33 protein-coding genes are annotated in these 18,816 nt (G+C 40.4%); all 33 read right to left on the bottom strand.

Annotation, left to right across the window (positions count from 1 at the left end; translation table 11 throughout):
• Positions 1 to 26: 26 nt before the first annotated feature.
• Positions 27 to 1,139, bottom strand: a complete 1,113-nt coding sequence (gene carA, locus BV214_RS03310) for a glutamine-hydrolyzing carbamoyl-phosphate synthase small subunit (protein WP_086476070.1) — start codon at positions 1,137 to 1,139, stop codon at positions 27 to 29.
• Positions 1,140 to 1,313: 174 nt separating this feature from the next.
• Positions 1,314 to 1,850 carry a 50S ribosomal protein L17 gene (gene rplQ, locus BV214_RS03305; protein WP_086476069.1) on the bottom strand — a complete coding sequence of 179 codons (537 nt, stop codon included), beginning with the start codon at positions 1,848 to 1,850 and terminating at the stop codon, positions 1,314 to 1,316.
• Between the two features lie 56 nt (positions 1,851 to 1,906).
• Positions 1,907 to 2,899, bottom strand: a complete 993-nt coding sequence (locus BV214_RS03300; protein ID WP_086476068.1) for a DNA-directed RNA polymerase subunit alpha — start codon at positions 2,897 to 2,899, stop codon at positions 1,907 to 1,909.
• 18 nt (positions 2,900 to 2,917) lie between these two features.
• The gene (gene rpsD / locus BV214_RS03295; RefSeq protein WP_086476067.1) at positions 2,918 to 3,523 is read right to left on the bottom strand and encodes a 30S ribosomal protein S4; all 606 of its coding nucleotides are present in this window, start codon (positions 3,521 to 3,523) and stop codon (positions 2,918 to 2,920) included.
• A 104-nt stretch (positions 3,524 to 3,627) separates the two neighbouring features.
• A complete protein-coding gene (rpsK, locus tag BV214_RS03290) occupies positions 3,628 to 4,020 on the bottom strand; it encodes a 30S ribosomal protein S11 (RefSeq protein ID WP_086476066.1) in 393 nt (130 codons plus the stop codon).
• Between the two features lie 13 nt (positions 4,021 to 4,033).
• Positions 4,034 to 4,408: a 30S ribosomal protein S13 gene (gene rpsM, locus BV214_RS03285; RefSeq protein WP_086476065.1), complete on the bottom strand. Its 375-nt coding sequence runs from the start codon at positions 4,406 to 4,408 to the stop codon at positions 4,034 to 4,036.
• A 2-nt stretch (positions 4,409 to 4,410) separates the two neighbouring features.
• On the bottom strand, positions 4,411 to 4,527 hold the full coding sequence (ykgO, locus tag BV214_RS03280) for a type B 50S ribosomal protein L36 (protein WP_073370549.1): 117 nt from the start codon (positions 4,525 to 4,527) through the stop codon (positions 4,411 to 4,413).
• A 9-nt stretch (positions 4,528 to 4,536) separates the two neighbouring features.
• A complete protein-coding gene (gene infA, locus BV214_RS03275; RefSeq protein ID WP_013305172.1) occupies positions 4,537 to 4,752 on the bottom strand; it encodes a translation initiation factor IF-1 in 216 nt (71 codons plus the stop codon).
• A 3-nt stretch (positions 4,753 to 4,755) separates the two neighbouring features.
• Positions 4,756 to 6,099, bottom strand: a complete 1,344-nt coding sequence (gene secY / locus BV214_RS03270) for a preprotein translocase subunit SecY (RefSeq protein WP_086476064.1) — start codon at positions 6,097 to 6,099, stop codon at positions 4,756 to 4,758.
• Positions 6,100 to 6,111: 12 nt separating this feature from the next.
• On the bottom strand, positions 6,112 to 6,564 hold the full coding sequence (gene rplO, locus BV214_RS03265) for a 50S ribosomal protein L15 (protein WP_086476063.1): 453 nt from the start codon (positions 6,562 to 6,564) through the stop codon (positions 6,112 to 6,114).
• 14 nt (positions 6,565 to 6,578) lie between these two features.
• The gene (gene rpmD, locus BV214_RS03260) at positions 6,579 to 6,758 is read right to left on the bottom strand and encodes a 50S ribosomal protein L30 (protein ID WP_086476062.1); all 180 of its coding nucleotides are present in this window, start codon (positions 6,756 to 6,758) and stop codon (positions 6,579 to 6,581) included.
• Positions 6,759 to 6,872: 114 nt separating this feature from the next.
• Positions 6,873 to 7,397: a 30S ribosomal protein S5 gene (rpsE, locus tag BV214_RS03255; RefSeq protein ID WP_086476061.1), complete on the bottom strand. Its 525-nt coding sequence runs from the start codon at positions 7,395 to 7,397 to the stop codon at positions 6,873 to 6,875.
• A 7-nt stretch (positions 7,398 to 7,404) separates the two neighbouring features.
• Positions 7,405 to 7,761: a 50S ribosomal protein L18 gene (rplR, locus tag BV214_RS03250; RefSeq protein WP_086476060.1), complete on the bottom strand. Its 357-nt coding sequence runs from the start codon at positions 7,759 to 7,761 to the stop codon at positions 7,405 to 7,407.
• An 11-nt stretch (positions 7,762 to 7,772) separates the two neighbouring features.
• Positions 7,773 to 8,315, bottom strand: coding sequence for a 50S ribosomal protein L6 (gene rplF, locus BV214_RS03245; protein WP_086476059.1), 543 nt, complete (start codon positions 8,313 to 8,315; stop codon positions 7,773 to 7,775).
• Between the two features lie 20 nt (positions 8,316 to 8,335).
• Positions 8,336 to 8,734, bottom strand: a complete 399-nt coding sequence (rpsH, locus tag BV214_RS03240) for a 30S ribosomal protein S8 (RefSeq protein ID WP_086476058.1) — start codon at positions 8,732 to 8,734, stop codon at positions 8,336 to 8,338.
• Positions 8,735 to 8,798: 64 nt separating this feature from the next.
• On the bottom strand, positions 8,799 to 9,068 hold the full coding sequence (gene rpsN / locus BV214_RS03235; RefSeq protein ID WP_026812262.1) for a 30S ribosomal protein S14: 270 nt from the start codon (positions 9,066 to 9,068) through the stop codon (positions 8,799 to 8,801).
• A 1-nt stretch (position 9,069) separates the two neighbouring features.
• Complete coding sequence (gene rplE / locus BV214_RS03230; protein WP_086476057.1) at positions 9,070 to 9,621, bottom strand: 50S ribosomal protein L5; 552 nt, start codon at positions 9,619 to 9,621, stop codon at positions 9,070 to 9,072.
• A gap of 2 nt (positions 9,622 to 9,623) precedes the next feature.
• Positions 9,624 to 9,938, bottom strand: coding sequence for a 50S ribosomal protein L24 (gene rplX / locus BV214_RS03225; protein ID WP_086476056.1), 315 nt, complete (start codon positions 9,936 to 9,938; stop codon positions 9,624 to 9,626).
• 13 nt (positions 9,939 to 9,951) lie between these two features.
• Complete coding sequence (gene rplN, locus BV214_RS03220; protein WP_086476055.1) at positions 9,952 to 10,320, bottom strand: 50S ribosomal protein L14; 369 nt, start codon at positions 10,318 to 10,320, stop codon at positions 9,952 to 9,954.
• A 2-nt stretch (positions 10,321 to 10,322) separates the two neighbouring features.
• Positions 10,323 to 10,580: a 30S ribosomal protein S17 gene (gene rpsQ, locus BV214_RS03215; protein ID WP_086476054.1), complete on the bottom strand. Its 258-nt coding sequence runs from the start codon at positions 10,578 to 10,580 to the stop codon at positions 10,323 to 10,325.
• A gap of 13 nt (positions 10,581 to 10,593) precedes the next feature.
• Entirely contained in the window at positions 10,594 to 10,785 is a 192-nt protein-coding gene (gene rpmC / locus BV214_RS03210) for a 50S ribosomal protein L29 (RefSeq protein ID WP_086476053.1), read from the bottom strand.
• 17 nt (positions 10,786 to 10,802) lie between these two features.
• The gene (rplP, locus tag BV214_RS03205; RefSeq protein WP_086476052.1) at positions 10,803 to 11,222 is read right to left on the bottom strand and encodes a 50S ribosomal protein L16; all 420 of its coding nucleotides are present in this window, start codon (positions 11,220 to 11,222) and stop codon (positions 10,803 to 10,805) included.
• A 20-nt stretch (positions 11,223 to 11,242) separates the two neighbouring features.
• A complete protein-coding gene (gene rpsC / locus BV214_RS03200; RefSeq protein ID WP_086476051.1) occupies positions 11,243 to 11,965 on the bottom strand; it encodes a 30S ribosomal protein S3 in 723 nt (240 codons plus the stop codon).
• 10 nt (positions 11,966 to 11,975) lie between these two features.
• Positions 11,976 to 12,383 carry a 50S ribosomal protein L22 gene (gene rplV, locus BV214_RS03195; RefSeq protein ID WP_086476050.1) on the bottom strand — a complete coding sequence of 136 codons (408 nt, stop codon included), beginning with the start codon at positions 12,381 to 12,383 and terminating at the stop codon, positions 11,976 to 11,978.
• 6 nt (positions 12,384 to 12,389) lie between these two features.
• On the bottom strand, positions 12,390 to 12,668 hold the full coding sequence (gene rpsS, locus BV214_RS03190) for a 30S ribosomal protein S19 (protein ID WP_026810026.1): 279 nt from the start codon (positions 12,666 to 12,668) through the stop codon (positions 12,390 to 12,392).
• Between the two features lie 13 nt (positions 12,669 to 12,681).
• Positions 12,682 to 13,506: a 50S ribosomal protein L2 gene (gene rplB / locus BV214_RS03185; RefSeq protein ID WP_086476049.1), complete on the bottom strand. Its 825-nt coding sequence runs from the start codon at positions 13,504 to 13,506 to the stop codon at positions 12,682 to 12,684.
• A 9-nt stretch (positions 13,507 to 13,515) separates the two neighbouring features.
• Positions 13,516 to 13,806 (bottom strand): 50S ribosomal protein L23, encoded by a 291-nt coding sequence (gene rplW, locus BV214_RS03180; RefSeq protein ID WP_086476048.1) that lies wholly within the window; start codon positions 13,804 to 13,806, stop codon positions 13,516 to 13,518.
• A gap of 2 nt (positions 13,807 to 13,808) precedes the next feature.
• A complete protein-coding gene (gene rplD / locus BV214_RS03175; protein ID WP_086476047.1) occupies positions 13,809 to 14,441 on the bottom strand; it encodes a 50S ribosomal protein L4 in 633 nt (210 codons plus the stop codon).
• Positions 14,441 to 15,058: a 50S ribosomal protein L3 gene (rplC, locus tag BV214_RS03170; RefSeq protein WP_086476046.1), complete on the bottom strand. Its 618-nt coding sequence runs from the start codon at positions 15,056 to 15,058 to the stop codon at positions 14,441 to 14,443. Before rplC ends, rplD begins: the two co-directional genes overlap by 1 nt.
• 157 nt (positions 15,059 to 15,215) lie before the next feature.
• Positions 15,216 to 15,521 carry a 30S ribosomal protein S10 gene (gene rpsJ / locus BV214_RS03165; protein WP_010230113.1) on the bottom strand — a complete coding sequence of 102 codons (306 nt, stop codon included), beginning with the start codon at positions 15,519 to 15,521 and terminating at the stop codon, positions 15,216 to 15,218.
• An 11-nt stretch (positions 15,522 to 15,532) separates the two neighbouring features.
• The gene (gene fusA, locus BV214_RS03160) at positions 15,533 to 17,659 is read right to left on the bottom strand and encodes an elongation factor G (protein ID WP_086476045.1); all 2,127 of its coding nucleotides are present in this window, start codon (positions 17,657 to 17,659) and stop codon (positions 15,533 to 15,535) included.
• Positions 17,660 to 17,668: 9 nt separating this feature from the next.
• Positions 17,669 to 18,145 carry a 30S ribosomal protein S7 gene (gene rpsG / locus BV214_RS03155; RefSeq protein ID WP_086476044.1) on the bottom strand — a complete coding sequence of 159 codons (477 nt, stop codon included), beginning with the start codon at positions 18,143 to 18,145 and terminating at the stop codon, positions 17,669 to 17,671.
• A gap of 39 nt (positions 18,146 to 18,184) precedes the next feature.
• Positions 18,185 to 18,559: a 30S ribosomal protein S12 gene (gene rpsL / locus BV214_RS03150; RefSeq protein WP_026810019.1), complete on the bottom strand. Its 375-nt coding sequence runs from the start codon at positions 18,557 to 18,559 to the stop codon at positions 18,185 to 18,187.
• Positions 18,560 to 18,816 lie beyond the last annotated feature (257 nt).

Below are 18,816 nucleotides of genomic sequence, written 5' to 3'. Positions count from 1 at the left end.
AGGGCCTATTATGGGACTCTATCGTTTTAGTTGGATGCAGATTGGATCATTTCTAAGAATTGATCAAATAGGTAATTGGCATCATTGGGTCCTGGACTAGCTTCTGGGTGGTATTGAACCGAAAATACATCCTTCCCCTTTATCCTCATCCCAGCCAAGGTATTGTCATTTAGATGCACATGGGTCAACTCTAAATTAGGATTAGCCTCTGCTTCTTCCTTATTCACCGCAAAACCATGATTTTGGGAAGTGATTTCCCCTTTCCCTGTCAATAGGTTCATAACCGGGTGGTTAATACCCCTATGTCCGTTATGCATTTTATAAGTAGACACCTCGTTAGCCAAAGCCAACACCTGATGTCCAAGGCAAATACCAAATACTGGCTTACCAGATTCGATCATTTTCTTAGCAGCTGCTACGGCTTCGTGCAAAGGATCTGGATCTCCAGGTCCATTAGAAATAAAATATCCATCCGGATTCCATTCACTCATTTCCTCGAAGGTAGCGTTGTAAGGAAACACCTTTATATAAGCATCCCTTTTGGCTAGGTTTCTAAGAATATTCCTTTTAATCCCAATATCCAAAGCTGCAATCCTATACTTTGCAGTTTCCTCACCAAAGTAATAAGCTTCTTTGGTAGAAACTTTGGAAGCCAGTTCCAAACCTTCCATATTAGGCACTTCGGCCAGCTGCTTTTTTAATTCTTCAATATTGTTAACATCGGTGGTCATAACGGCGTTCATGGCTCCATGATCTCTAATATAACCTACCAAAGCACGGGTATCTACATCGGATATGGCAAACAAATTGCTCTTCTCCATAAACTCTAACAAACTTGCATCGGATAGATCCCTGGAATAGTTATAACTGAAATTCTTGCATACCAAACCAGCTATTTGTACCGTATCAGATTCTACTTCTTCGTCACGTGTACCATAATTGCCAATATGGGCATTGCTTGTTACCATGATCTGCCCGTAATAGGAAGGATCAGTGAATATTTCCTGATATCCGGTCATTCCGGTATTAAAGCACGCCTCTCCAAAGACCGTTCCTTCTTTGTCACCTACAGACTTGCCGTGAAATATAGTTCCATCGGCCAATAACAAAATTGCTTTTTTTCTTGATTGATACTTCATTTACTAGTGTTCCCTTTATTAAATTGACAAAATGATATATAGTTGGATGCTTTCCCTAGCCGGCTATAGCACTCGCAGCCACAAAGTTACGAGAAAACCGGATTATTTGATATAAAAAAAGGATAAGCTTTAAGGCTTATCCTTTTTAAAAAATAGTATTATTTAAAAGCTGACTTATTCTTTGGAATCATCACCTTTAGGTTCTGCTTTAGAATCCGTATCCGCTTTTGCTTCAGTGTTAGTAGCAGGTGCTTCGGGCGTAGCAGCCTTTTTAGCTCCTCTACCTCTTCTGGTAGTTTTTTGCTTCTTAGGCTTGTCAGCATTGTAGATTTCGTTGAAATCCACCAATTCTATCATCGCCATATCAGCATTATCCCCCAAACGGTTACCCAGCTTAATAATTCTGGTATACCCACCTGGTCTATCGCCTACTTTCTCCGCTACAGTCCCGAAAAGTTCGGTAATTGCATTTTTATCGCGAAGGTTTTTAAAAGCGATACGGCGGTTGTGGGTTCCTTTCTCAAGAGTTTGATTGTTCTCTGCCTTAGACCTAGTGATCAATGGCTCTACAAACTGCTTTAAAGCTTTCGCCTTAGCAACAGTTGTATTAATTCTCTTGTGCTCTATTAAAGAACAGGCCATGTTAGCCAACATCGCGCTTCTATGGGCTGTCTTTCTTCCTAAATGATTAACTTTTTTGCCGTGTCTCATTGTACTTTTCTATAAACTTTTCGTAGATAGGGTTATCCCATTCTTAAAAAGCGGTATTAATCTTTATCCAATTTATATTTTGATAAGTCCATTCCGAAACTTAATCCTTTGTTCATCACCAATTCTTCCAATTCGGTCAAGGATTTTTTTCCAAAGTTTCTAAACTTCATTAAATCGTTTTTGTTATAGGCAACCAAGTCTCCCAAAGAATCCACTTCAGCTGCTTTTAAGCAGTTAAGTGCCCTTACGGAAAGATCCAAATCTACCAATTTAGTCTTTAAAAGCTGACGCATGTGCAAAGATTCCTCATCATAGGTCTCTGTTTGCGCAATCTCATCGGCTTCCAAAGTAATACGCTCATCCGAAAACAACATAAAGTGGTGAATAAGAACTTTCGCCCCTTCCGTTAAAGCGTCTTTCGGGTGGATAGAGCCATCGGTAACAATTTCGAAAACCAATTTTTCGTAATCCGTTTTCTGTTCTACCCTAAAGTTTTCGATACTATACTTTACGTTTTTAATAGGTGTAAATATAGAATCTACTGCAATGGTCCCCAACATGGCGTTGGATTTCTTGTTTTCCTCTGCTGGCACATAGCCCCTGCCTTTTTCAATGACAATATCCATGTTAAGGTTTACCGAGGACTCCATATTACAGATAACTAAATCTGGGTTCAATACCTGGTAACCAGAGATAAACTTTTGAAAGTCACCTGCTGTTAACTGCTCTTTTCCACTAATGGAAATGGAAACTGTCTCACTGTCCACGTCTTCGATCTGCCTCTTAAAGCGAACTTGCTTTAAGTTAAGGATGATTTCGGTAACGTCTTCAACAACACCTGAAATTACAGAAAACTCGTGCTCTACCTTATCAATTCTGACTGAAGTGATAGCGAAACCTTCCAACGAGGAAAGCAGAACCCTTCTTAATGCGTTCCCAATAGTAAGGCCATAACCTGGTTCCAACGGACGAAATTCAAATTTGCCTTCGAAATCGGAGGAATCAATCATTATAACTTTATCGGGCTTCTGAAAATTTAATAATGCCATAATTGGATCAGTGTTGTTTTATTTAGAGTATAACTCAACTATTAATTGTTCTTTTATGTTTTCCGGAATTTGCATTCTTTCTGGGATGGCAACAAAACTACCCTCCTTTTTTTCTGAATTCCATGTAATCCACTCGTACACCTTAGAATTGGCGTCCAAAGATTCTACAATGGCTTTTAGGGATTTAGATTTTTCCCTTACTCCTACAACATCACCTGGCTTTAGGGTATAAGAAGGAATATTTACCAATTCGCCGTTCACGGTAATGTGTCTGTGGGAAACCAATTGTCTGGCTGCGCTTCTAGTAGGAGCAATCCCCATTCTGTAAACCACATTATCTAGACGGGACTCACAAAGCTGAAGCAATACCTCACCGGTAACTCCACCACTTCTGTTGGCCTTTCCAAATATGTTTCTAAATTGTTTTTCCAAAATACCGTAGGTGTATTTTGCTTTTTGCTTTTCCATTAACTGGATAGCATATTCGGACTTTTTACCACGGCGTCTGTTGTTACCATGTTGTCCAGGAGGATAATTTCTTTTCTCAAAAGCTTTATCGTCTCCGAAAATCGCTTCCCCGAATTTACGGGCGATCTTTGTTTTTGGTCCTGTATATCTTGCCATTTCTCTTTAATTTTGGAAGTGTGATTATGAATTAAGGCTTATCCTTCGATAATCGTAACTACACTCCTTTGAAAAACCCAATTTCGGGTCAATGATTATTAAAATTATACTCTTCTTCTTTTTGGTGGTCTACATCCGTTGTGCGGCATTGGGGTAATATCGATTATTTCTGTTACCTCAATTCCGGCATTGTGTAGAGATCGGATGGCAGATTCCCTTCCATTTCCTGGTCCCTTAACGTAAACCTTTACCTTTCTTAAACCAGCCTCATGTGCAATTCTTGCACAATCTTCGGAAGCAACCTGAGCTGCGTATGGGGTGTTCTTTTTAGAGCCTCTAAAACCCATTTTACCTGCTGAAGACCAAGAGATAACATCTCCTTTTTTGTTGGTTAAGGAAATAATAATATTATTAAAAGAAGCTGTCACATGGGCTTCGCCCACAGACTCTACCACTACTTTGCGCTTCTTAGCCGCTTTTGAACTTGCCTTTGCCATAATATCCTACTTATTATTTAGTTACCTTCTTTTTGTTAGCAACTGTTTTTCTCTTTCCTTTTCTTGTTCTAGAGTTGTTCTTGGTTCTTTGACCTCTTAAAGGCAGACCCGACCTATGGCGTATACCTCTATAACAACCTATATCCATTAAACGCTTAATGTTCATTTGGTTTTCGGAACGCAATTCCCCTTCAATTGTCAAAGAAGAAACTACCTCACGAATACGGCCTATCTCATCATCGTTCCATTCAGATACTTTGGTATCTTCACTTACTTGGGCTTTGGATAAAATTTCCTTTGCCCTACTCTGTCCTATACCAAATATATAGGTCAGGGCTATAACCCCTCTTTTTTGTTTTGGTATATCTACACCTGCGATTCTTGCCATAACTACCCTTGTCTTTGTTTAAATCTAGGATTCTTTTTATTGATTACGTACAATCTGCCTTTTCTGCGCACAATCTTGCACTCGGCACTTCTTTTTTTTACTGATGCTCTAACTTTCATCCTATTTGCTTAATATCTATATGTAATTCTTGCTTTAGTTAAATCGTACGGACTCATTTCAAGTTTTACCTTATCTCCCGGAAGCAACTTAATATAATGCATACGCATCTTACCCGAGATATGTGCCGTTACCACATGACCGTTTTCCAACTCTACGCGGAACATGGCATTGGATAATGCCTCGATTATGCTTCCATCCTGTTCTATTGCTGCTTGTTTAGCCATAAACTACGCTACCTTTCTATTTTTACCAGATTTCATTAAACCATCATAATGCCTGTTAAGCAAATATGAATTCACCTGCTGCACGGTATCAATGGCTACTCCCACCATAATTAATAAGGAGGTACCACCATAAAACAGAGCCCAACCCATTTGCACGCCCATTAACTTGGCAATTACTGCCGGAAGAACCGCCAGCAAGGCTAAGAAAATAGAACCTGGCAGGGTAATTAGGGACATAATCTTATCTAAGTATTCCCCTGTTTCCTTTCCTGGTCTGATTCCAGGAATGAATCCGCCGCTTCTTTTAAGATCATCGGCCATCTTATTGGTCGGTACTGTAATCGCCGTATAGAAATAGGTGAAAACAATGATTAAAAATCCGAACAACAAATTATAAGCCAAACCAAAAATATCTTCAAATTGGACTTCCATCCACTGCCCTACTGCTGTATTGTTAAAAGTTTTACCTAGTAATCCAGGTGCAAACATAATAGCCTGAGCAAAGATAATGGGCATTACCCCGGAAGCATTCAATTTTAGAGGTATATATTGTCTAGACCCCATAATGTTCTTCTCGTATCCTCCGGAGGCGGTACGTCTGGCATACTGAACAGGTACCTGACGTGTAGCCATCACCAATAGCACGCACAATAAGATCACGACAAACCAAATAATAACTTCGATCAGCATAAACATCAACCCTCCAGTATTATTGGTAGTTCTAGAGATAAACTCTTGAACGAAACTCTGAGGCATGGTAGCAATAATACCCACCATGATCAACAAGGAGATTCCGTTCCCAATCCCTTTATCGGTAATCTTTTCACCCAACCACATTGCGAATATGGTTCCAGATACCAAGATAATTACCGAGGGAACAATAAAGTCTAACCCTTTTCCAAAGACGAATGCGCTTTCCGGTACTCCCAACGCTCCAAGGCTATACAGATAAGTAGGGGCCTGAACAACACAAATACCAATGGTTAACCATCGGGTAATTTGATTGATTGTTTTTCTACCACTTTCCCCTTCCTTCTGTAACTTCTGAAGATAAGGAATAGCAATACCCATTAACTGTACTACAATAGAAGCGGAGATATAGGGCATAATCCCCAATGCAAAAACGGAGGCATTAGATAATGCTCCTCCGGTAAATGCATTTAAGATTCCTAAAATACCGCTATCTGTACTGGAGGCAAGTGCGTCCAATTGCGTTGAATCAATACCTGGAAGTACTACTTGCGCACCAAAACGGTACACTAAAAGCAAGCCAAGGGTTACCATAATTCTACCCTTGAGCTCTTCTATCTTCCAAATGTTTGATACTGTATCGAAAAATTTCTTCATAGTAATATTTGCTTATAAACTTATTGCTTCACCACCTGCAGCTTCAATAGCAGCCTTTGCTGTAGCAGTAAATTTATGAACAGAAACTTTAAGGGATGCTTTAAGCTCCCCACCACCCAAGATTTTTACAAGATCGTTCTTACCTACCAAGCCGTTCTCAATAAGCAGCTCTAAAGTAACCGTATCTTTAACGATTCCTCTATCCACTAACTCTTGCAACTTATCTAGGTTGATACCTGCATAATCTTTTCGGTTAATGTTGGTAAATCCGAATTTTGGAACACGTCTTTGCAAAGGCATCTGTCCACCTTCGAAACCAAGTTTCTTGGAATATCCAGATCTGGATTTTGCCCCTTTGTGTCCTCTGGTAGCTGTACCACCTTTACCAGTACCTTGTCCTCTACCTACAATTTTACCGGCTCTTTGTTTCGCTCCCTCTGCAGGTTTTAAATTACTTAAATTCATAACACTAAAATTGTTTAAGCCTCTACTATAGAAACTAAGTGTTTAACTTTATTTACCATACCAAGAATATTAGGGGTATCATCATGTTCTACCACCTGTCCTATTCTTCGTAAGCCAAGAGCCTCTAGGGTCCTCTTTTGATTTTGAGCCCTATTAATAGCGCTCTTTACCTGTTTTACTTTAATCTTTGCCATGTTTTTTAGTATTCAGCATTCAGTAATCAGTAACCAGTACCAGCAGCTTGCTTTATTGCATCGGCAAAAATAAACCAACCAATACTTAAGTACCTAATACTTTGTACTATAATTTTATCCTTTAAAAACTTTTTCCAAGGAAACACCTCTTTGAGCTGCCACTGTTTTGGCATCCCTAAGTTGTAAAAGCGCATCAAAAGTAGCTTTCACTACGTTGTGCGGGTTGGAAGATCCCTGGGATTTAGACAATACGTCCTGCACCCCTACAGATTCCAACACGGCTCTTACAGCACCACCGGCAATTACTCCGGTACCCTCAGAAGCAGGCTGGATATAAACTCTTGCCCCACCGTATTTCCCTTTTTGCTCGTGTGGCAAAGTTCCTTTATTAAGAGGTATTCTAACAAGGTTTTTCTTGGCATCCTCGATGGCTTTTGCAATAGCGGTAGCCACTTCTTTGGATTTCCCCAAACCATGACCAACAACACCATTCTCATCACCAACAATAACGATAGCGGAAAATCCGAACGCTCTACCACCTTTGGTAACTTTGGTAACACGTTGTATCCCTACCAATTTATCCTTTAATTCTAATCCTCCCGGCTTAACAGCCTCTACGTTTTTGTATTTCTGATACATAATATTCTTAGAATTTTAATCCTGCTTCCCTTGCGCCTTCGGCCAATGATTTAACACGTCCGTGGTATAAGTTACCACCTCTATCAAAAGCAACCTCTTCTATTCCGGCCTCTTTTGCCTTTTCGGCGATAGTTTTACCTACCAAGTTAGCAACTTCTGTTTTAGTTCCTTTTGTCTTTGCCAATTCTTTGTCTCTAGATGAAGCAGCCACTAATGTAGTTCCGGCAACGTCGTCTATCAATTGAGCATATATTTCACTATTACTTCTAAAAACAGCTAGTCTTGGTTTTTGAGCAGTACCTGAGGATACTTTTCTTATCCTCCTTCTGATACGTAGTTTTCTTTCAGTCTTCGATAATCCCATATTCCTAATTATTAGGCTGATTTACCAGCTTTTCTTCTTAATTCTTCTCCTACGAATTTAATCCCTTTTCCTTTGTAAGGCTCTGGCTTACGGAAAGACCTTATTTTGGCAGCTACTTGACCCACTAGTTGTTTATCATGGGAACTAAGCTTTATAATAGGATTCTTACCCTTATCCGAGACAGTCTCTATCTTCACCTCTGGGGCGATATCCATAATAATATTATGTGAAAAACCTAAAGCAAGATCTAACTTCTGACCTTGGTTACTTGCTCGGTATCCAACACCGACCAATTCAAGTTCTTTTACCCAACCCTTGGAAACTCCTTGGGTCATATTATAAATTAAAGATCTGTAAAGACCATGTTTTGCCTTGTGCTCCTTGGAATCGGACGGTCTTGTAACAAAAATTTGACCTTCCTCTACCTTCACAGCCGCTCCAGTAAACTCTTGGGAAAGTGTTCCCAGCTTACCTTTCACGGTAACCACTTCGTCCTTTACTTCTACGGTTACTCCTTCTGGAATTGCTATTGGATTATTACCTATTCTAGACATTCTTCTAAATCTTTAGTATATTAATAGACATAACATAAAACTTCCCCACCTGCATTCTCAAGCTTTGCTTGCTTACTGGTCATTACCCCATGTGAAGTTGAAACGATGGCAATACCAAGACCGTTTAGAACCCTAGGCAACTCTTTGGAGTTGGCGTACTTCCTAAGTCCAGGCTTACTCACACGCTTAAGTTTTCTAATGATAGGCTCTTTTGTAACCTTATCGTACTTTAAAGCGATCTTAATCGTACCCTGAATGGAATCGTCTTCAAATTTGTAGCTTAAAATATATCCTTGATCGAATAATATTTTAGTAATTTCTTTCTTTAAATTGGAAGCTGGTATTTCTACCACTCTGTGCCCTGCACTACTTGCGTTCCTAATTCTTGTTAAATAATCCGAGATTGGATCTGTGAACATAGTTATTGATTTACGGTAACGGTTTTCAACATTAACATTGAACCTGCCACCTGTTTATAAAATTTTACCAGCTTGCTTTCTTAACCCCTGGTATAAGACCGTTATTTGCCAGTTCCCTAAAGGTAACCCTAGATACTCCAAAAGTTCTCATATAACCTCTTGGCCTACCAGTAAGTTTGCAACGATTGTGCAAACGCACCGGAGATGCGTTCTTTGGCAATCTCTGCAATGCCTCATAATCTCCAGCTTCTTTTAAAGCCTTCCTTTTCTCAGCATACTTAGCTACAGTCTTTTCTCTTTTGACCTCACGGGCCTTCATAGATTCTTTAGCCATACTAATTCTTTTTAAAAGGTAATCCTAATTCTGTTAATAATGATTTGGATTCTTTATCTGTTTCCGCAGAGGTTACAAATGTAATATCCATTCCATTGATTTTATTAATTTTATCAATGTTTATTTCAGGAAATATGATTTGCTCTGTAATTCCAAGGGTATAATTACCTCTTCCATCGAATCCGGTAGCTTTTAAACCTTGAAAATCCCTTACCCTTGGAAGGGCAGCTGTAACCAACCTGTCCAAAAATTCGTACATCCTTTCACCTCGCAAGGTAACTTTTGCCCCAATCGGCATCCCTTTACGCAGTTTAAATGCTGCAACATCCTTTTTGGAGATTGTTGTAATTGCTTTTTGGCCAGTGATCAAGGTTAGCTCCTCCACCGCATAGTCGATAAGCTTCTTGTCCGCAACCGCGGCACCAACACCCCTGCTTACAACAATTTTCTCTAATTTGGGAACCTGCATTACATTCTTGTAACCAAACTCCTCCTGAAGAGCATTTACCACTCTTTCTTTATATTCCTGTTTTAATCTTGGAACGTAAGCCATAATTAAATTACTTCTTTAGATTTCTTAGAAAATCTCACTTTTTTACCATCTCTCACCTCAAACCCAACTCTTGTGGTCTCTCCCGACTTAGGATCGATCAAGGATAGGTTAGAAATGCTTAAAGGAGCCTCTTTCTTCACGATACCTCCTTGCGGATTGTTCGCGCTTGGTTTTTCGTGCTTGGAAACCATATTGGCACCTTCCACGATCGCCTTGTTCTTCTCACGGTCTACCATAACTACTTTGCCTTCAACCCCTTTGTGGTCTCCTGCTATAATCCTTACGGTATCCCCTGTTTTTATTTTCAATTTTCCCATTTTGCTGTTTTTATTAAAGCACCTCTGGAGCCAATGATATAATTTTCATGAACTGTTTGTCACGAAGTTCTCTGGCCACAGGACCAAATACACGTGTACCTCTCATTTCACCGGTAGGGTTTAAAAGCACACAAGCATTATCGTCAAAACGAATATAGGAGCCATCTGGTCTTCTAACCTCTTTCTTTGTCCTTACAACAACCGCCGTGGAAACCGTACCTTTCTTAACACTTCCGTTTGGGGTAGCTTCCTTAACAGTTACTACAATTTTATCTCCTACAGAAGCATACCTTCTTTTGGTACCTCCCAGCACACGAATGGTCAAAACTTCTTTTGCCCCCGTATTGTCCGCTACTTTTAGTCTAGATTCTTGCTGTAACATAATTATTTGGCTCTTTCAATGATTTCCACTAATCTCCAACATTTGGTTCTGCTCAATGGACGAGTCTCCATGATCTTTACAGTATCCCCAATATTGCAATCGTTCTTTTCATCGTGCGCAACGTATTTCTTAGTTTTTAACACGAACTTTCCGTACATAGGGTGTTTAACACGCTTAACTTCTGAAACCACTACTGATTTCTCCATCTTATTGCTAGTGACAACTCCTATTCTCTCTTTTCTTAAATTCCTTTTTTCCATAAAGCAGAACCAATTATTGTAATTCTCTTTTTGTTAACTCAGTTGCCAATCTCGCCACTGTCTTTCTCACTTTTCTGATAAGCAAAGGATTTTCCAATGGTGTTACGGAGTGAGCCATTTTAAGATCGGCGTACTGCTTTTTGTACTCAGCACTCTTTCCTTTGAGCTCCTCAACTGATAATTCTTTAATTTCTGATTGTTTCATGATTCCTTGCAATTATATTAAGCAGAATAGTCCCTAGCAATAATAAATTTTGTTCTTACTGGCAATTTCTGAGCTGCAAGACGTAAAGCCTCTTTAGCAACATCAATTGGAACTCCAGCAACCTCGAACATTATCCTTCCTGGCAACACTCTAGCCACAAAATATTCAGGGGCACCTTTACCTTTACCCATACGTACTTCTAAAGGCTTTCTGGTGATAGGCTTGTCCGGGAATATTTTTATCCACAACTGCCCTTCCCTTTTCATATATCTAGTTGCCGCGATACGAGCTGCCTCTATCTGCCGCGATGTGATGAAAGAAGTGTCCAAGGATTTGATTCCGAACATACCGTTGGAAAGTTGATGTCCTCTTCCAGAGATCCCTTTCATACGCCCTTTCTGCGTTTTGCGGTACTTAGTTCTTTTTGGCTGTAACATTTTCTTTGTTCTTTAAAAAATTACTTTCTACGACGTTGTTTCTTCGGTCCTTCGTGCTTTCCACCTTTTCCGCCAGTCTGACCTTTAGCCATACCAACTAATGGAGAAAGCTCTCTCTTTCCGTAAACCTCCCCTTTCATGATCCAGACTTTGATCCCCAACCTTCCGTAGGAAGTATGAGCTTCATGCATTGCATAATCAATATCTGCCCTGAAAGTGGACAAAGGAATTCTACCTTCCTTATAAGATTCGGACCTAGCCATTTCCGCTCCGTTCAAACGTCCAGATATCTGTATCTTGATTCCTTCAGCGTTCATTCTCATTGCCGCGGCTATTGCCATCTTGATAGCTCTTCTAAAGGAGATTCTGCTTTCGATCTGACGTGCCACACTAGCAGCAACCAAATTAGCGTCCAATTCCGGTCTCTTGATCTCAAAAATATTGATCTGGATCTCCTTATCCGTAATTTTCTTCAACTCCTCTTTAAGCTTATCAACCTCTTGACCACCTTTACCGATAATAATACCAGGTCTAGCCGTGGTAATGGTTACTGTGATCAACTTAAGGGTTCGCTCAATGATAATCCTAGACACACTAGCTTTCGCTAAACGCGCATGTATATATCTCCTGATCTTATCGTCTTCGGCAAGCTTATCGCCATAATCGTTTCCACCGTACCAGTTAGACTCCCATCCCCTGATGATTCCTAGGCGATTTCCGATTGGATTTGTTTTCTGTCCCATACTAAATGCTCTAGCTTTGTGTATTATTATTAGATCCCAAAACCAAGGTAACATGGTTGGAACGTTTTCTTATTCTATGCGCTCTTCCCTGAGGGGCTGGACGTAGTCTCTTCAACATACTTCCGCTATCTACTCTGATCTCTTTTATAAAAAGCTCAGCATCCTCAATACTCGCATCTTCGTTTTTGGCTTGCCAGTTTGCTATTGCGGACAACAACAACTTCTCTAACCTTCGTGAAGCTTCTTTAGGGTTGAACTTTAAAATAGCAAGCGCCTTTTCAACCTGCACACCTCTAACCAAATCCGCAACCAAGCGCATTTTTCTTGGAGAGGTAGGGCAATTGTTTAATTTGGCAAATGCTACTTGCTGTTTTTCCGCCTTTATCCTTTCGGCCATTTGTCTTTTTCGAACTCCCATAGCTTACTACTTTTTACCTTTATTTTTTGCTCCTGCATGACCTCTAAAAGATCTAGTCGGAGAAAATTCACCTAATTTGTGACCCACCATGTTCTCTGTAACAAAAACTGGTACAAACTGCTTTCCGTTGTGCACCGCTATGGTCTGCCCCACGAAATCTGGAGTAATCATAGATGCCCTGGACCAAGTCTTAATGACTGCCTTTTTACCGGATTCTACATTTTGCTGGACTTTCTTATCCAAACTATAGTGAACGTAAGGTCCTTTCTTTAATGAACGTGCCATTTCTTTCTACTTTTTATTTCTTTCTACGTTCTAATATATACTTGTTGGTACTCTTGGTCCTAGAACGAGTTCTATACCCCTTAGCTGGGATTCCGTTCCTAGATCTTGGATGTCCTCCAGAAGCTCTACCTTCACCACCACCCATCGGGTGATCGATTGGGTTCATCGCTACCGGTCTAGTCCTTGGCCTTCTACCTAACCATCTACTTCTACCCGCTTTACCGGATACCAATAACTGATGGTCGTGGTTAGAAACAGCACCAATAGTCGCCATACACTCAGACAATACCAATCTGGTTTCACCTGAAGGCAACTTGATAGTTACAAACTTACCTTCCTTAGCCATCAATTGAGCAAAAGTACCGGCACTTCTCGCCATAACCGCTCCCTGACCAGGACGTAATTCAATTGCAGAAATAACAGCCCCTAAAGGAATAGACTTCAAAGGAAGTGCGTTTCCTATTTCGGGAGATGCGTCGGCACCGGAAGAAACTTCCTGTCCTACTTGCAAACCACTAGGTGCAATGATATATCTTTTCTCGCCATCGGCGTACGACAACAAGGCAATAAACCCTGTTCTGTTTGGATCGTATTCAATAGACTCCACTTTAGCGACAACACCTTGCTTGTCTCTTTTGAAATCGATGATACGATACCTTCTCTTATGACCTCCACCTTTCTGGCGAATAGTCATCTTTCCTTGACTGTTTCTACCTCCGGACTTTTTTATCGGAGCAAGCAAGCTTTTCTCCGGCTTATCAGTAGTGATGGCGTCAAATCCATTTACTACTCTAAAACGCTGTCCTGGAGTGATTGGTTTTAATTTTCTAACTGACATGTTTTGTCTTTATAGATTACTGTAAAAATCAATGATATCCCCTTCTGCAAGATCTACAATTGCTTTCTTATAAGCATTGGTCTTACCGTGCTGCACACCTGTTTTGGTGTAACGCGATTTGCGTGAGGGACCATAATTCATAGTTCGAACTTTCTCAACTGAAACACCATAAGTAGCCTCTACCGCTTCTTTGATCTGAATCTTGTTAACCCTAGGATCAACAAGAAAACCGTAGCGATTGTTCAATTCGCTCTCAGCTGTCATTTTTTCCGTAATAATTGGCTTTATCAACACACTCATGACTAGTTGTTTGTTAAGTTAGATTCGATTCCTTCTAAGGCACCTTCCGTCAACACTACGCTTCCTGCATTCAATATCTTGTAAGTGCTTAGCTCTGAGCTAGTTACAACCTCAGACTTTTCCAAATTGCGAGAGGACAAATATACGTTATTATTTCTATCACCCAATACAATTAAGGACTTTTTACCTTCCAAGCCCAAGGAATTCAATATGTTAAGGAACTCCTTTGTCTTTGGCGTCTCCATATTAAAGTCTTCCACAACGATTATCGCATTGTCACTAGACTTAATGCTAAGAGCCGATTTTCTGGCCAAACGCTTTAAGTTCTTGTTCAATTTCTGCTTATAATCTTTTGGTCTAGGTCCGAAAATTCGGCCTCCACCCCTGAAAACAGGAGATTTGATACTACCAGCTCTAGCGGTACCCGTACCTTTTTGTTTCTTGATCTTTCTTGTACTACCTGCTATTTCGGCACGCTCCTTAGTTTTGTGCGTCCCTTGTCTTTGGTGTGCCAAGTATTGCTTAACATCCAAATAAACAGCATGATTGTTCGGCTCTATTGCGAATACAGCATCAGAAAGTTCTACCTCTCTACCTGTTTCTTTTCCCTTTATATCTAAAACTGCTACCTTCATTACTTCTGAATAGTTACGTAAGCGTTCTTATGTCCAGGAACACAACCTTTTACTACTAAAAGATTTTTCTCTGGAACAATTTTCAATACTCTCAAGTTCTGAACGGTCACCTGATCGTTACCCATTCTACCGGCCATCTTCATACCCTTAAATACTTTTGAAGGATCGGATGCCGCACCAATGGACCCCGGAGCTCTTAACCTGTTGTGCTGACCGTGAGTTTGCTGACCAACACCACCAAAGCCGTGTCTTTTAACAACCCCCTGGAAACCTTTACCCTTAGATGTACCAACTACATCTACGAATTCGCCTTCCACAAACAGATCCACACCTAAAGTGTCACCTAATTTAAATTCACCTTCCCAATCTTGGAATTCAACGACTTTTTTCTTAGGAGAAGCCCCTGCTTTTTTAAAGTGACCTGTAGCCGCTTTGTTAGCACGTTTTTCTGCCTTGTCATCGAAACCAAGCTGAAGGGCACTGTACCCGTCAACCTCTTCGGTTCTGACTTGGGTAACTACGCATGGCCCAGCCTCGATTACCGTACATGGAATATTCTTCCCGTTCTCGTCGAAGATGCTGGTCATACCAATTTTTCTACCTATTAACCCAGACATACTTATAATTGATTATTAATTGATTACTACTCAAATTTTTAGATAAAAAAAGGGTCAAAAATAAATCGACCCTGATTTTATTTTTTTCTCCATCTTTCCTTCGCGAAACGCTCCGGACATGTCATTTTCACCACTCAGGCGAAAAAGTTTTGCAAAACTACACTTTTATCTCGACTTCTACACCACTTGGAAGCTCTAATTTCATTAAAGCATCAATAGTTTTAGAAGAAGAGCTGTAAATATCCAGTAATCGCTTGTAAGAACTCAATTGAAATTGCTCTCTTGCTTTCTTATTTACGTGCGGTGAACGCAATACTGTAAATATTTTTTTATGTGTTGGCAAAGGAATTGGACCAGTTACAACCGCCCCCGTAGTCTTTACCGTTTTTACGATCTTCTCGGCAGATTTATCTACCAAGTTATGGTCGTACGATTTTAATTTGATTCTAATTTTCTGACTCATCTTAGTTGGATTTAAGCGGTTATTCCCTTAGCTTTTTTAATAACTTCCTCTGCAATATTGGAAGGCGTTTCCGCGTAGTGCGAGAATTCCATAGTAGAAGTTGCCCTTCCTGACGACAAGGTCCTTAAAGAGGTAACATACCCGAACATTTCAGATAACGGCACCGATCCTTTTACCACCTTAGATCCAGCTCTATCATCCATACTGGTAATAGTACCCCTTCTACGGTTAAGATCCCCAACGATATCACCCATATTCTCTTCTGGGGTTAACACCTCAATCTTCATAATTGGCTCCATCAACACGGCACGCGCGGCTTTAGCAGCTGCTTTGTATCCCATTTTAGCTGCCAATTCAAAGGACAACGAATCGGAATCCACTGCGTGGAAAGATCCATCCTTTAAAGTAACCTTCATACTATCCATCTCAAATCCGGCCAAAGGACCATTCTTCATAGCCTCTTTAAATCCTTTCTCAACAGAAGGAATATATTCTTTAGGAATATTACCACCTTTGATAAGGTTTTCGAACTCAAGACCATCCTTACCTTCATCTGCAGGACCCATAGTAAATACGATATCCGCAAACTTACCACGACCACCAGACTGCTTCTTATAAACCTCTCTGTGATCTGCTGTAGCAGTCAATGCTTCCTTGTACTCTACCTGCGGCTCACCTTGGTTAACATCTACCTTAAACTCACGCTTAAGACGATCTACAATAATATCCAAGTGAAGCTCTCCCATTCCTGAGATGATAGTTTGTCCAGAAGCCTCATCGGTCTTTACCTGGAACGTTGGATCCTCTTCGGCCAACTTAGCAAGCGCCATTCCCAACTTATCAACATCCGCCTTGGTTCTTGGCTCCACTGCGATACCGATAACGGGATCTGGGAAATCCATACTCTCCAAAACAATTGGATGCTTTTCATCAGACATGGTATCCCCTGTCTTAATATCCTTAAATCCAACCGCAGCACCAATATCACCCGCCTCAATAAAATCGAGTGCATTTTGCTTATTGGAGTGCATTTGATAAATTCTTGAAATTCGCTCTCTCTTTCCTGAACGATTGTTCAAGATATACGAACCAGCATCCAAACGACCGGAATACGCTCTAAAGAACGCTAAACGACCTACAAATGGATCTGTTGCAATTTTAAATGCAAGTGCAGCAAACGGCTCCTTCACATCTGGCTTACGCTTTTCCTCTTCACCTGTATCCGGATTAGTACCAATAATAGCCTCTTTATCCAATGGAGAAGGCAAGTACCTACAAACCGCATCCAACAAGAACTGAACCCCTTTATTTTTAAAGGAAGAACCACACACCATAGGAATGATACTCATATCCATTACAGCAGCTCTTAGAGCAGCATGGATCTCCTCCTCGGAAATAGAATTTTCGTCCTCGAAGAATTTCTCCATCAAAGTCTCGTCATACTCAGCAACCGCTTCAATAAGCTTGGCTCTGTACTCCTTAACCTCATCTACCATATCAGCAGGAATATCGACCACATCAAAAGTAGATCCGAAATTCTCATCGTGCCAAATGATAGCTCTATTCTTTACCAGATCAACTACCCCTTTAAAATCAGCCTCATCTCCAATAGGCAAAACAATTGGCACCGCATTGGACCCCAACATATCTTTCACCTGATTGTTAACACTAATAAAGTTAGCTCCCTGACGGTCCATTTTATTTACGAAACCAATTCGAGGAACCTTATAATTATCGGCCAATCTCCAGTTAGTCTCTGATTGAGGCTCTACTCCATCTACAGCACTAAAAAGAAAAACCAATCCATCAAGAACCCTCAACGAACGGTTTACCTCCACTGTAAAGTCTACGTGACCAGGAGTATCTATAATGTTAAAATGGTAAGACTCCGTGTCATCCAGCACTTGACCATTTTCCATGGGGAAATTCCAATCACAGGTAGTAGCAGCAGAAGTAATTGTAATACCTCTTTCCTGCTCCTGATCCATCCAGTCCATTGTTGCAGAACCTTCATGGGTCTCACCTAGCTTATGGTTAACTCCAGTGTAAAAAAGAATTCTTTCGGTAGTTGTTGTTTTCCCAGCATCAATATGCGCTGCAATACCTATGTTTCTTGTTAATTTTAAATCTCTTGCCATTTGCTTTTATTAAAATCTAAAGTGGGAGAAAGCTTTATTTGCTTCGGCCATCTTATGAGTATCAACTCTCTTTTTAACCGCCGCACCTTCTTCTTTAGAAGCCGCCAAAATTTCGGACGCCAACTTTAAAGACATTGCTTTTTCGTTTCTTTTTCTTGAAAAACCGATAAGCCATTTCATGGCTGTTGAAATCTTACGATCCGGTCTTATTTGCATAGGAATCTGAAAGGTAGCCCCTCCAACTCTCCTACTTCTCACCTCTACGTGTGGCATCACATTAGATAATGCATCCTTCCACAACTCCAAGGCTGTTTTCTCCTCGTCAGTCTTCTTCTCTTCTACGATATCCATTGCATCGTAAAATACCTTAAAGGCTGTTGATTTCTTACCATCACGCATCATCATATTCACAAAACGTGTCACCAACTGGTCATTATACCTTGGATCCGGTAAAAGTGGCCTCTTTTTTGCCTGCTTTTTTCTCATTTCTTATCATTTAATTGTTTGGACAGGGATCCCCTATCTTTACTTCTTAGGTCGTTTTGCGCCGTATTTAGATCTTCGCTGAGCTCTTCCAGCAACACCTGCTGTATCCAAAGCACCTCTAACGATGTGATACCTAACTCCTGGCAAATCCTTAACCCTTCCGCCCCTTACTAATACTATCGAGTGCTCTTGCAAGTTGTGCCCTTCTCCAGGTATGTAAGCGTTTACCTCTTTTCCGTTTGTTAACCTTACCCTTGCAACTTTACGCATTGCAGAGTTTGGTTTTTTCGGAGTAGTAGTATAAACACGCGTACAAACACCTCTTCTTTGAGGGCACGAATCCAAGGCAACCGATTTACTCTTCTTAGTAATAGTGACTCTTCCTTTTCGTACTAATTGTGAAATTGTTGGCATACTATATATGTATAATAAAACTTATCCCCTCTTTTTAAGGGCTGGCAAATGTAACAATTATCCAGAATAATTCAAATTGCATAATAGTTTTTTTTCATTTTTTTTTGAGAATCAACCCATTGCATCAAAAAAGCACTCCAACAAAACCCTCTTCTCCCCTAAGCACACCGCCACTCCAATTTTTTTCACCAAACCCCTCCCAACCCTCTATTGCGCCAATACGGACGGCACCTCCCCTAATTTTAACAAAAATTGTT

The organism is Arenibacter amylolyticus, assembly GCF_002150785.1.
Classification (GTDB): Bacteria; Bacteroidota; Bacteroidia; order Flavobacteriales; family Flavobacteriaceae; genus Arenibacter; species Arenibacter amylolyticus.
The sequence above is the reverse complement of the archived record's forward strand: the minus strand, read 5'-3'. Positions and strand labels throughout refer to the sequence as shown.

Coding starts and splice junctions, on each gene's coding strand:
- carA (WP_086476070.1), bottom strand. CDS start 1,139: ATGAAGTATCAATCAAGAAAAAAAGCAATTTTGTTATTGGCCGATGGA.
- rplQ (WP_086476069.1), bottom strand. CDS start 1,850: ATGAGACACGGCAAAAAAGTTAATCATTTAGGAAGAAAGACAGCCCAT.
- BV214_RS03300 (WP_086476068.1), bottom strand. CDS start 2,899: ATGGCATTATTAAATTTTCAGAAGCCCGATAAAGTTATAATGATTGAT.
- rpsD (WP_086476067.1), bottom strand. CDS start 3,523: ATGGCAAGATATACAGGACCAAAAACAAAGATCGCCCGTAAATTCGGG.
- rpsK (WP_086476066.1), bottom strand. CDS start 4,020: ATGGCAAAGGCAAGTTCAAAAGCGGCTAAGAAGCGCAAAGTAGTGGTA.
- rpsM (WP_086476065.1), bottom strand. CDS start 4,408: ATGGCAAGAATCGCAGGTGTAGATATACCAAAACAAAAAAGAGGGGTT.
- ykgO (WP_073370549.1), bottom strand. CDS start 4,527: ATGAAAGTTAGAGCATCAGTAAAAAAAAGAAGTGCCGAGTGCAAGATT.
- infA (WP_013305172.1), bottom strand. CDS start 4,752: ATGGCTAAACAAGCAGCAATAGAACAGGATGGAAGCATAATCGAGGCA.
- secY (WP_086476064.1), bottom strand. CDS start 6,099: ATGAAGAAATTTTTCGATACAGTATCAAACATTTGGAAGATAGAAGAG.
- rplO (WP_086476063.1), bottom strand. CDS start 6,564: ATGAATTTAAGTAATTTAAAACCTGCAGAGGGAGCGAAACAAAGAGCC.
- rpmD (WP_086476062.1), bottom strand. CDS start 6,758: ATGGCAAAGATTAAAGTAAAACAGGTAAAGAGCGCTATTAATAGGGCT.
- rpsE (WP_086476061.1), bottom strand. CDS start 7,397: ATGTATCAGAAATACAAAAACGTAGAGGCTGTTAAGCCGGGAGGATTA.
- rplR (WP_086476060.1), bottom strand. CDS start 7,761: ATGGGATTATCGAAGACTGAAAGAAAACTACGTATCAGAAGGAGGATA.
- rplF (WP_086476059.1), bottom strand. CDS start 8,315: ATGTCTAGAATAGGTAATAATCCAATAGCAATTCCAGAAGGAGTAACC.
- rpsH (WP_086476058.1), bottom strand. CDS start 8,734: ATGTTCACAGATCCAATCTCGGATTATTTAACAAGAATTAGGAACGCA.
- rpsN (WP_026812262.1), bottom strand. CDS start 9,068: ATGGCTAAAGAATCTATGAAGGCCCGTGAGGTCAAAAGAGAAAAGACT.
- rplE (WP_086476057.1), bottom strand. CDS start 9,621: ATGGCTTACGTTCCAAGATTAAAACAGGAATATAAAGAAAGAGTGGTA.
- rplX (WP_086476056.1), bottom strand. CDS start 9,938: ATGGGAAAATTGAAAATAAAAACAGGGGATACCGTAAGGATTATAGCA.
- rplN (WP_086476055.1), bottom strand. CDS start 10,320: ATGTTACAGCAAGAATCTAGACTAAAAGTAGCGGACAATACGGGGGCA.
- rpsQ (WP_086476054.1), bottom strand. CDS start 10,580: ATGGAAAAAAGGAATTTAAGAAAAGAGAGAATAGGAGTTGTCACTAGC.
- rpmC (WP_086476053.1), bottom strand. CDS start 10,785: ATGAAACAATCAGAAATTAAAGAATTATCAGTTGAGGAGCTCAAAGGA.
- rplP (WP_086476052.1), bottom strand. CDS start 11,222: ATGTTACAGCCAAAAAGAACTAAGTACCGCAAAACGCAGAAAGGGCGT.
- rpsC (WP_086476051.1), bottom strand. CDS start 11,965: ATGGGACAGAAAACAAATCCAATCGGAAATCGCCTAGGAATCATCAGG.
- rplV (WP_086476050.1), bottom strand. CDS start 12,383: ATGGGAGTTCGAAAAAGACAAATGGCCGAAAGGATAAAGGCGGAAAAA.
- rpsS (WP_026810026.1), bottom strand. CDS start 12,668: ATGGCACGTTCATTAAAGAAAGGACCTTACGTTCACTATAGTTTGGAT.
- rplB (WP_086476049.1), bottom strand. CDS start 13,506: ATGTCAGTTAGAAAATTAAAACCAATCACTCCAGGACAGCGTTTTAGA.
- rplW (WP_086476048.1), bottom strand. CDS start 13,806: ATGAGTGTGTTGATAAAGCCAATTATTACGGAAAAAATGACAGCTGAG.
- rplD (WP_086476047.1), bottom strand. CDS start 14,441: ATGAAGGTAGCAGTTTTAGATATAAAGGGAAAAGAAACAGGTAGAGAG.
- rplC (WP_086476046.1), bottom strand. CDS start 15,058: ATGTCTGGGTTAATAGGTAGAAAAATTGGTATGACCAGCATCTTCGAC.
- rpsJ (WP_010230113.1), bottom strand. CDS start 15,521: ATGAGTCAGAAAATTAGAATCAAATTAAAATCGTACGACCATAACTTG.
- fusA (WP_086476045.1), bottom strand. CDS start 17,659: ATGGCAAGAGATTTAAAATTAACAAGAAACATAGGTATTGCAGCGCAT.
- rpsG (WP_086476044.1), bottom strand. CDS start 18,145: ATGAGAAAAAAGCAGGCAAAAAAGAGGCCACTTTTACCGGATCCAAGG.
- rpsL (WP_026810019.1), bottom strand. CDS start 18,559: ATGCCAACAATTTCACAATTAGTACGAAAAGGAAGAGTCACTATTACT.